Source organism: Vibrio sp. 10N.247.311.12 (assembly GCF_041467515.1).
Taxonomy (GTDB): Bacteria; Pseudomonadota; Gammaproteobacteria; order Enterobacterales; family Vibrionaceae; genus Vibrio; species Vibrio crassostreae_C.
The window spans coordinates 59,443-67,490 of the sequence record NZ_JBFSUV010000029.1 but is presented as its reverse complement, the minus strand read 5'-3'; the positions used below and the strand labels follow the sequence as shown (position 1 = coordinate 67,490).

Genomic DNA, 8,048 nt, shown 5'->3' with positions numbered 1-8,048 from the left:
TCGCAATCCGCGAAGGTGGCCGTACAGTTGGTGCTGGTGTTGTAGCTAAAATCTTTGCATAAGATTTGACGAACCACTAGTAAAAAGGGCATCATTTGATGCCCTTTTTCTGCGCTAAAAAAAGAGTTGGATGTTTTGACATCGATTTTTGCTCTTAGCAAAGAATTAAACGGTCTTTTTGACTAAAATGACTGTTAGATGTGTTGTTTTGCAACGCAAAGGAATGTGCCCTGCAACAGCGGGGTTATTGTCGTCTATATTTAAGACTTATCACAGGTTGGTTTTATGAAAGCAAACGCTGAAACTCCTGATAGCTCAGGTGCAGCAGATACAATGAAGTGGATTGTCGCTTTTGTTCTGTTGGCTGCTGCTGTTGTGGGTAATTACCTGTATGGTGAATTGTCTGTTGTAATTCGCGCTGCAGGTGTAGTTGTGCTGATTGCTGCCGCACTAGGCGTTGCAGCAACAACAACTAAAGGTAAAGCTGCGATCGATTTTGCAAAAGAATCTCGTATGGAGATTCGTAAAGTTGTTTGGCCTACTCGCCAAGAAACTATGCAAACTACATTGATCGTTTTAGCTGTATGTATTGTTATGTCTCTAGTGCTTTGGGGAATTGACGGCATTATGGTCCGTCTAGTTTCTCTAGCAACTGGGGTGTAGAGGGTTCTGATTCATGAGTGAAGCTCCAAAAAAACGTTGGTATGTAGTTCAAGCCTTTTCTGGCTTTGAAGGTCGTGTTGCACAGTCGCTACGCGAGCATATTAAAATGCACAACATGGAAGAACTATTTGGCGATGTGCTAGTACCTACTGAAGAAGTAGTGGAAATGCGTGCAGGCCAACGCCGTAAAAGTGAACGTAAATTCTTCCCTGGCTACGTATTAGTTCAAATGATCATGAATGATGAATCATGGCACTTAGTACGCAGCATTCCGCGTGTTATGGGCTTCATTGGTGGTACCTCTGATCGTCCTGCACCAATCACTGATAAAGAAGCTGATGCTATCTTGAACCGTCTAGAGAAAGCGAGCGAGTCTCCACGTCCTAAGACAATGTTCGAAGCGGGTGAAGTGGTTCGTGTGAACGATGGTCCATTTGCTGACTTCAACGGTACTGTTGAAGAAGTAGATTACGAGAAAAGCCGCATTAAGGTATCTGTATCGATCTTTGGTCGTGCAACACCGGTTGAGCTTGAATTTGGTCAGGTTGAAAAACTGGACTAAAACTCTAAGTTTTGAACAAGCTGTGGATAAATACTTCATAAGTTGTTCAAAATAAAAGAGTATAAAAAATCACCTTTTTAGGGTTGTTAAAGGCGCGAATTATGATTATAATTTCGCGCCTTTTTGCTTCTGTGGAAGTGAAAAAGAGTTAATTGAATTTATGGGGAGCTCGCCTTGCGGCTAGCGCATGTACCCAAAATATTAGGAAATATCATGGCTAAGAAAGTTGAAGCTTATATCAAACTGCAAGTTGCAGCTGGTATGGCAAACCCAAGTCCACCGGTTGGTCCTGCTCTAGGTCAACACGGCGTGAACATCATGGAATTCTGTAAAGCGTTCAACGCAAAAACAGAATCTGTTGAGAAAGGTCTACCTACTCCAGTAGTTATTACTGTTTACAACGACCGTTCTTTCACGTTCGTAACTAAGACTCCACCTGCTGCTGTTCTTCTTAAGAAAGCTGCTGGCGTTAAGTCTGGTTCAGGTCGTCCAAACACTGAGAAAGTTGGTACTGTTACTGACGCTCAAGTTCAGGAAATCGCAGAAACTAAAGCTGCTGATATGACTGGTGCTGACATCGAAGCAATGAAACGTTCTATTGCTGGTACTGCTCGTTCAATGGGCCTAGTGGTAGAGGGATAAGATCATGGCTAAACTTACTAAGCGTATGCGCGTAATCCGCGACAAAGTTGACTCAACTAAAGAATACGAAATCAGCGAAGCTGTTGCTCTTCTTAAAGAACTAGCGACTGCTAAATTCGTTGAGTCTGTAGATGTTGCTGTTAACCTAGGCATCGATGCTCGTAAATCTGACCAAAACGTTCGTGGCGCAACAGTGCTACCTCACGGTACTGGCCGTGACATCCGCGTTGCTGTTTTCACTCAAGGTGCAAACGCAGAAGCTGCTAAAGCTGCTGGCGCAGATATCGTTGGTATGGAAGATCTTGCTGAGCAAGTGAAAAAAGGCGAAATGAACTTCGACGTAGTTGTTGCTTCTCCAGATGCAATGCGTGTTGTTGGTCAACTAGGTACAATCCTAGGTCCACGCGGCCTTATGCCAAACCCTAAAGTTGGTACTGTAACTCCTAACGTTGCTGAAGCGGTTAAGAACGCTAAAGCTGGTCAGGTTCGTTACCGTAACGACAAGAACGGCATCATCCACACTACTATCGGTAAAGCATCTTTCGAAGCTAACCAGCTTCAAGAGAACCTAGAAGCACTTCTAGTTGCTCTTAAGAAAGCTAAGCCTTCTTCAGCTAAGGGTTCTTACCTGAAGAAAGTAAGCATCTCTACTACGATGGGTGCTGGTGTTGCTGTTGATCAAGCTAGTCTTGATACTCAAGCAAACTAATTTGCTTAGGCGCAGATTTAGTGTATACTTCTGCGCCTAATATTTGTGGTTGGGTGGTTTTAAAGCAATTTGAAATCATCTATCCCAAGACCGTAGGCGCTGTCGATTTTCATTAGATTATTGATAGCTTAATAAAACCTACGTAGGCGATGTTGTGGTTTGAAGTGGATTTATTCATTTTTAAATAACATCGTAAACGCTCAATACATTTTGTATTGGGTGCTGTAATCACAACCAGAGGTTAATCCAAATGGCTTTAAATCTTCAAGACAAAAAAGCAATTGTTGCTGAAGTCAACGAAGCTGCCAGTGGTGCACTTTCTGCAGTTGTAGCTGATTCTCGTGGCGTTGAAGTTGGCGCAATGACTTCTCTACGTAAACAAGCTCGCGAAGCGGGTGTTTACATGAAAGTTGTTCGTAACACACTAGCACGCCGTGCGGTTCAGGGTACAGACTACGAGTGTCTAGTAGACACTTTCACTGGTCCAACTCTGATCGCGTTCTCTAACGAGCACCCAGGTGCTGCAGCGCGTCTTTTCAAAGACTTCGCTAAAGAGAACAAAGATTTCGAGATCAAAGCTGCTGCATTTGAAGGCGCAGTTACTGATGCTGAAGTACTAGCGACACTACCAACTTACGACGAAGCTATCGCACGCCTAATGATGTGCATGAAAGAAGCTTCTGCTGGCAAGCTGGTTCGTACTATCGCTGCACTACGTGACCAAAAAGAAGAAGCAGCGGCTTAAGCCTTGCTTTTCACTGGTTGCAAATTAAACTTATTGTTGACTTAAAAGAGAATTGTTATGTCTATTACTAACGAGCAAATCCTAGACGCAGTTGCAGAAATGTCTGTAATGCAAGTTGTTGAGCTTATCGAAGCTATGGAAGAGAAATTCGGCGTTTCAGCTGCAGCTGCAGTTGTAGCTGGTGGCGCAGCTGGCGGCGACGCTGCTGCTGAGCAAACTGAATTCGACGTAATCCTAACTGCTGCTGGCGCTAACAAAGTACAAGTTATCAAAGCTGTACGTGGCGCAACTGGCCTAGGTCTTAAAGAAGCTAAAGGTCTTGTAGACTCAGCTCCTGCAGCGCTTAAAGAAGGCGTTGACAAAGCTGAAGCTGAAGCTCTTAAAGCACAGCTAGAAGAAGCTGGCGCTTCTGTTGAAATCAAGTAATTATTACTTAATTTCATAGCCGCAAGGCTAATGGCTGGTGGTTTATTAACCACCGGCCTTTTTGCGCTGTAGGGCTATGGCGAAATTTCCGCTGTTTAACCGTCATAATCCGAGCAAAAAAACAGTCATTTTTTCGAAATGATTGTTCTACTACCACTAAACAGCTGTTTGTCACCACCCCCTCTGAAGAGTGTTTTGGGTGGTTTGGGTCACTTATCAGCGAGCTGAGGAACCCCATGGTTTACTCTTATACCGAGAAAAAGCGCATCCGTAAGGATTTTGGTACTCGTCCACAAGTTTTGGACATTCCATACCTGTTATCGATCCAGCTTGATTCTTTCGACAAATTCATCGAACAGGATCCAGAAGGTCAATACGGTCTTGAAGCTGCTTTCCGTTCTGTATTTCCAATTCAGAGCTACAACGGCAATTCTGAGCTGCAATACGTTAGCTACCGTCTTGGTGAGCCAGTTTTTGACGTTAAAGAATGTCAAATCCGCGGTGTTACTTACTCAAAGCCACTACGCGTAAAACTACGTCTAGTTATCTTTGATCGAGATGCACCAGCAGGTACTGTAAAAGACATTAAAGAACAAGAAGTCTACATGGGCGAAATTCCGCTTATGACAGACAATGGTACTTTCGTAATTAATGGTACCGAGAGGGTTATCGTATCCCAGCTGCACCGAAGCCCAGGCGTGTTCTTCGACAGTGATAAGGGTAAGACCCACTCATCAGGTAAAGTTCTTTATAACGCACGTGTAATTCCTTACCGTGGCTCATGGTTAGACTTTGAGTTCGATCCTAAGGATAACTTATTCGTACGTATCGACCGTCGTCGTAAGCTACCAGCATCGATTATTCTTCGTGCACTTGGTAAATCGACTGAAGAGATCCTTGATCTGTTCTTCGACAAAGTGAACTTCGAAGTGAAAGACCAAACTCTTCTTATGGAGTTGGTTCCTGATCGTCTACGTGGTGAAACTGCGTCATTCGACATCGAAGCAAACGGTAAAACTTACGTTGAGACTGGTCGTCGTGTTACTGCTCGTCATATCCGTCAACTTGAAAAAGATGGCGTTGAGCACATCGAAGTACCAGTAGAGTACATCGTTGGTAAAGTTGCATCTAAAGATTACATCAATGAAGCAACTGGCGAGATCATCGTTGGCGCGAACCAAGAGATTAGCCTAGAAGCACTTGCTAACCTGTCTCAAGCAGGTCACAAGTCTCTACAAACTCTGTTCACGAATGACCTAGATCACGGTCCATTCATGTCAGACACTCTACGTGCAGATAGCACAGTAGATCGCATCTCTGCATTGGTAGAAATCTACCGCATGATGCGTCCTGGCGAGCCACCAACGAAAGAAGCTGCAGAGTCTCTATTCGAAAGCCTATTCTTCTCTGAAGAACGTTACGACCTATCAACTGTAGGCCGTATGAAGTTCAACAGCTCTATCGAGCGTGAAGAAGAAGAAGAGCGCGGTACTCTGGATGAATCAGACATCATCGAAGTGATGAAGAAACTGATTGGTATCCGTAACGGTATTGGTGAAGTGGACGATATCGACCACCTTGGCAACCGTCGTATCCGTTCTGTAGGTGAAATGGCAGAAAACCAATTCCGTGTTGGTCTAGTTCGTGTAGAACGTGCCGTTAAAGAGCGCCTAAGCCTTGGTGACCTTGATGCAATCATGCCTCAAGATCTTATCAACGCTAAGCCGATCTCTGCTGCAGTTAAAGAATTCTTTGGCTCTTCACAGCTTTCACAGTTCATGGACCAAAACAACCCATTGTCAGAAGTTACGCACAAACGTCGTATCTCTGCTTTAGGTCCTGGTGGTCTTACTCGTGAGCGCGCAGGCTTCGAAGTACGTGACGTTCACGTAACTCACTACGGTCGTCTATGTCCGATCGAAACGCCTGAAGGTCCAAACATCGGTCTAATTAACTCACTATCTGCGTTTGCACGTTGTAACGATTACGGTTTCCTAGAAACTCCGTACCGTCGTGTAGTAGATGGTGTAGTAACAGAAGAAGTTGATTACCTGTCTGCAATCCAGGAAGGTCAATTCGTAATCGCGCAAGCAAACACCATTCTTACTGAAGAAGGTACGTTTGCAGATGAGCTAATCACAGCTCGTCAAAAAGGTGAATCTGGTCTTCACCCACGCGATCACGTTGACTACATGGACGTTGCGACAAACCAAGTAGTATCTATCGCTGCTTCGCTTATCCCGTTCCTAGAACACGATGATGCGAACCGTGCATTGATGGGTGCCAACATGCAACGTCAAGCTGTACCAACACTTAAGGCTGATAAGCCTCTAGTAGGTACTGGTATCGAACGTAACATCGCAGTTGACTCTGGTGTTACAGCGGTTGCTAAACGTGGTGGTCAAGTTCAGTCTGTAGACGCTTCTCGTATCGTAGTTAAGGTTAACGAAGATGAATTGGTACCTGGCGAAGCTGGTATCGATATCTACAACCTAACTAAGTACACGCGTTCGAACCAAAACACATGTATTAACCAACGTCCAACTGTACTTCCTGGTGAACCAGTTGCACGTGGCGATGTTCTTGCTGATGGTCCTTCAACAGACCTTGGTGAACTAGCTCTTGGCCAAAACATGCGTATCGCATTCATGCCTTGGAACGGTTACAACTTCGAAGACTCGATCTTAGTATCTGAGCGCGTAGTTCAAGAAGACCGTTTCACGACAATCCACATCCAAGAACTATCTTGTGTGGCTCGTGATACTAAGCTGGGTTCTGAAGAGATCACAGCTGATATTCCAAACGTAGGTGAGTCTGCTCTGTCTAAACTAGACGAGTCAGGTATCGTTTACATTGGTGCTGAAGTTAAGGGTGGCGACATCCTAGTTGGTAAAGTAACCCCTAAAGGTGAAACTCAACTGACTCCTGAAGAGAAGCTGCTACGTGCTATCTTCGGTGAGAAAGCATCTGATGTTAAAGATACTTCTCTACGTGTACCAAACTCTGTTTCGGGTACTATCATCGATGTACAAGTCTTCACTCGCGATGGCGTAGAGAAAGACAAGCGTGCACTTGAAATCGAACAGATGCAGCTTAAAGAAGCTAAGAAAGACCTAACTGAAGAGTTCCAAATTCTTGAGGGTGGCCTTCTTAACCGTGTTAAAGCTGTACTTCTGTCTGGTGGTTACTCTGAAGCTAAGCTTGATACTATCGGTCGTAAGCAATGGCTAGAGCAAGTTCTAGAAGACGATGCGCTACAAACACAGCTTGAGCAACTTGCTGAGCAGTGGGATGAGCTAAAAGCAGACTTCGATAAGAAGTTTGAAACTAAGCGTCGTAAAATCACTCAAGGTGATGATCTAGCGCCTGGCGTTCTTAAGATTGTTAAAGTTTACCTAGCGGTTAAACGTCGTATCCAGCCTGGTGATAAGATGGCCGGTCGTCACGGTAACAAAGGTGTAATCTCTAAGATTAACCCTGTTGAAGACATGCCATACGATGAGAAAGGTCAGCCTGTAGACATCGTACTTAACCCGCTGGGTGTACCATCGCGTATGAACATCGGTCAGATCCTAGAAGTTCACTTAGGTTTGGCTGCGAAAGGTATCGGTGACAAGATCAACCAAATGGTTAAGGAACAACAAGAACTGCATAAGTTCCGTGAGTTCCTACAGAAGGTTTACGATCTTGGTGATACTCGTCAGAAAGTTGATATTGCTGAACTGTCTGATGATCAAGTTCGTACACTGATCAAGAACCTACGTGGCGGTCTACCGATTGCTACTCCTGTGTTCGACGGTGCTTCTGAGTCTCTAATCAAAGAACTACTTAAACTGGGTGATCTGCCAGAATCTGGTCAGCTTAAACTGTTTGATGGTCGTACTGGTGATTCGTTTGAGCGTCCTGTAACTGTTGGTTACATGTACATGCTGAAACTGAACCACTTGGTTGATGACAAGATGCATGCTCGTTCAACTGGTTCTTACAGCCTAGTAACTCAGCAACCACTTGGTGGTAAAGCTCAGTTCGGTGGTCAGCGTTTCGGTGAGATGGAAGTATGGGCACTAGAAGCATACGGTGCTGCATATACTCTACAAGAAATGCTAACAGTTAAGTCAGATGACGTTAACGGCCGTACTAAGATGTATAAGAACATCGTAGACGGTAACCATAGCATGGAACCTGGTATGCCTGAGTCGTTCAACGTACTGTTGAAAGAGATTCGCTCGCTAGGTATCAACATCGAGCTAGAAGACGAAGAGTAATCCCTCCTCTTTTTAAAAGAAGATAGGATTATTTGG

The 8,048-nt window shown here is 44.5% G+C and carries 7 protein-coding genes; all 7 read left to right on the top strand.

Translation table 11 applies throughout. From position 1 onward, the window contains the following. Nucleotides 1-285: 285 nt before the first annotated feature. The 7 genes from secE (at nucleotide 286) to rpoB (ending at nucleotide 8,012) form a co-directional block, all read left to right on the top strand. Nucleotides 286-663, top strand: a complete 378-nt coding sequence (gene secE, locus AB6E30_RS13970) for a preprotein translocase subunit SecE (protein WP_010435558.1) — start codon at nucleotides 286-288, stop codon at nucleotides 661-663. Between the two features lie 13 nt (nucleotides 664-676). Next, nucleotides 677-1,225 carry a transcription termination/antitermination protein NusG gene (gene nusG, locus AB6E30_RS13965; RefSeq protein WP_010435556.1) on the top strand — a complete coding sequence of 183 codons (549 nt, stop codon included), beginning with the start codon at nucleotides 677-679 and terminating at the stop codon, nucleotides 1,223-1,225. 213 nt (nucleotides 1,226-1,438) lie between these two features. Then, nucleotides 1,439-1,867 (top strand): 50S ribosomal protein L11, encoded by a 429-nt coding sequence (gene rplK, locus AB6E30_RS13960; RefSeq protein WP_010435555.1) that lies wholly within the window; start codon nucleotides 1,439-1,441, stop codon nucleotides 1,865-1,867. A 4-nt stretch (nucleotides 1,868-1,871) separates the two neighbouring features. Next, nucleotides 1,872-2,576, top strand: coding sequence for a 50S ribosomal protein L1 (rplA, locus tag AB6E30_RS13955; RefSeq protein WP_017063651.1), 705 nt, complete (start codon nucleotides 1,872-1,874; stop codon nucleotides 2,574-2,576). Nucleotides 2,577-2,826: 250 nt separating this feature from the next. Then, nucleotides 2,827-3,321: a 50S ribosomal protein L10 gene (rplJ, locus tag AB6E30_RS13950; RefSeq protein ID WP_017060524.1), complete on the top strand. Its 495-nt coding sequence runs from the start codon at nucleotides 2,827-2,829 to the stop codon at nucleotides 3,319-3,321. Between the two features lie 57 nt (nucleotides 3,322-3,378). Further along, nucleotides 3,379-3,747 carry a 50S ribosomal protein L7/L12 gene (gene rplL / locus AB6E30_RS13945; RefSeq protein WP_017060525.1) on the top strand — a complete coding sequence of 123 codons (369 nt, stop codon included), beginning with the start codon at nucleotides 3,379-3,381 and terminating at the stop codon, nucleotides 3,745-3,747. Between the two features lie 236 nt (nucleotides 3,748-3,983). After that, nucleotides 3,984-8,012, top strand: a complete 4,029-nt coding sequence (gene rpoB / locus AB6E30_RS13940) for a DNA-directed RNA polymerase subunit beta (RefSeq protein ID WP_017065638.1) — start codon at nucleotides 3,984-3,986, stop codon at nucleotides 8,010-8,012. Nucleotides 8,013-8,048: the final 36 nt, after the last annotated feature.

What these genes read in the sequence shown, in the direction of transcription:
- nusG (WP_010435556.1), top strand. Translation starts at nt 677, where the DNA reads ATGAGTGAAGCTCCAAAAAAACGTTGGTATGTAGTTCAAGCCTTTTCT.
- rplA (WP_017063651.1), top strand. Translation starts at nt 1,872, where the DNA reads ATGGCTAAACTTACTAAGCGTATGCGCGTAATCCGCGACAAAGTTGAC.
- secE (WP_010435558.1), top strand. Translation starts at nt 286, where the DNA reads ATGAAAGCAAACGCTGAAACTCCTGATAGCTCAGGTGCAGCAGATACA.
- rplL (WP_017060525.1), top strand. Translation starts at nt 3,379, where the DNA reads ATGTCTATTACTAACGAGCAAATCCTAGACGCAGTTGCAGAAATGTCT.
- rplJ (WP_017060524.1), top strand. Translation starts at nt 2,827, where the DNA reads ATGGCTTTAAATCTTCAAGACAAAAAAGCAATTGTTGCTGAAGTCAAC.
- rplK (WP_010435555.1), top strand. Translation starts at nt 1,439, where the DNA reads ATGGCTAAGAAAGTTGAAGCTTATATCAAACTGCAAGTTGCAGCTGGT.
- rpoB (WP_017065638.1), top strand. Translation starts at nt 3,984, where the DNA reads ATGGTTTACTCTTATACCGAGAAAAAGCGCATCCGTAAGGATTTTGGT.